This is a genomic window from Priestia sp. KCTC 13724, from assembly GCF_056820425.1.
The window spans coordinates 1-1,721 of record NZ_JBXDLD010000012.1 but is presented as its reverse complement, the minus strand read 5'-3'; the positions used below and the strand labels follow the sequence as shown (position 1 = coordinate 1,721).

The window sequence follows — 1,721 nt, the reverse complement described above, 5'->3', positions numbered from 1 at the left end:
TTTGATTGATACATTTATCGTACCGGAGGTGCCTGATGTTTTATATGCGTTGTTTGATTACGGGCTTACACAGCACATACGACTCGGGCTGAATTAATGAGGAAAAGTGATAAGCTTTCAGAGAAATATTGCTTTTCTTTGAAAGAGTTGTTTAGTCAAAAAGTGTAACTAATATGGATTTAATTTTACTATTCGAGGAGGAACCACATATGGCTGGCATTGCAAAAACCCCTGAACCGCCTTATTTTGCAGTAATTTTTGCTTCACAGAGAACCGAAGGAGATAAGGGATATGGGATAATGGCGGATAAAATGGTAGAACTTGCTTCTAACCAGCAAGGATTTTTAGGGATAGAAAGCGCCAGAGATAAAGACTTAGGGATCACAGTTTCATATTGGGATTCTTTAGAGTCAATAAAAGCTTGGAAAGAAAACTCAGCTCATAGAGTAGCACAGAATAAAGGCAAAACAGAATGGTATAAAAATTTTTCTTTTAGAGTTTGCAAAGTTGAGAGACATAGTTTTTTTGAGATGTAGTTAATTATTTGATTAGTATCGATAAAAAGCTCGTTATATTGACTAAGGGTGTATAAAAAGAAACCTCCTGACAAAGCAACAGGAGGTTTTAAGCTATTTTAAAACCTTTTTAGACATTGAAAATAAATGCATGTTGTTCTATAAGGAAGATAACTACCTACAGCATATAAGAAGCTTCCTAATAGAGAAATCCCACCGATTCCAAACCAAGACAAATCTAAAATAAAGCCTACCGTTACGATAAAAAATGTTCCAATAAAGGGGGAATGCACTCCCTTCAATAAACAAGGAAAGAAAGACATCCCAGATTCCCCACTCTTCTACAAGGTTTATTATGGTTTCAGTCATACTCTCTTCTCCAACTATTTTTTGTATGTACTTAAGTATAGAGAAGCATTAAATGTTCAAACAGCTGCTGGAGAATCAATTTCAACTACGTCTTAGGTCTTACCGAGAGTTTAATGGTTAGGCGGATCAACACTTGAATCTACTTACATCCGAAAAAGAACCGCTAGCTATTTATATCTTTCAGCTATTCTTGTTTCTATGTTGGAACACAATGAATACTGTTTTCGTTGAAGGCTAGTTGTGGAACAGTTAACAGCTCAGCTTGCATGGTAGAAGATGAAGGTAGTGGAAGAAATAAATTAAGTGGTGCTTCTTAATGAAAGTTTTTCTATGCTCTCAGCTCGTAATTAAAAAGCTGCTGTAAGTAAAAGTTTTCCGTTTCTGCTCTCTTGCCAGCCAGGTACTCTTCTAACCCGACTTCCGTTAATCGAACAACTCCCTCACTTTTTACGCCAGGCATTTCTTTTCCAATGTCCATCACCATGACTAAATTATAATGAGAAGGCGTTACGAGATAGCGTGCAACCGTCACATCTTTTCGTTTTCCTACATGACCATAGCGTAATACGACTTTCCAATACTTCCATTCCATAAAAGCCCCTCCTCAAAATTTTAGTGTGTTTTCAGTTTTTCATCGTTGAGATTGAAAATTTCGTTTTTAGAATCGAAATATGTTTCAGAAAATTCAATCTTTTAATGGTTAATTCCATTATAAACCAAAAGTCTTATTATCTCAATAAATAATCACGAAATGATATAACAGAAATATCACTAGTGTCGCATTAAAATAATTCAACGCTTTATAAAAATCTAAATTTTCAGCAATTTTATCTTTGC

General features: G+C 35.1%; 2 protein-coding genes. One reads left to right on the top strand and one right to left on the bottom strand.

Translation table 11 applies throughout. The features are described 5' to 3' along the window. The first annotated feature begins 209 nt into the window (after positions 1-209). Positions 210-536 carry an antibiotic biosynthesis monooxygenase family protein gene (locus tag AC1UFB_RS01425; protein WP_100347806.1) on the top strand — a complete coding sequence of 109 codons (327 nt, stop codon included), beginning with the start codon at positions 210-212 and terminating at the stop codon, positions 534-536. 676 nt (positions 537-1,212) lie between these two features. Here AC1UFB_RS01425 and AC1UFB_RS01420 read toward each other — a convergent pair. Next, positions 1,213-1,476: a hypothetical protein gene (locus AC1UFB_RS01420; RefSeq protein WP_025911268.1), complete on the bottom strand. Its 264-nt coding sequence runs from the start codon at positions 1,474-1,476 to the stop codon at positions 1,213-1,215. Positions 1,477-1,721 lie beyond the last annotated feature (245 nt).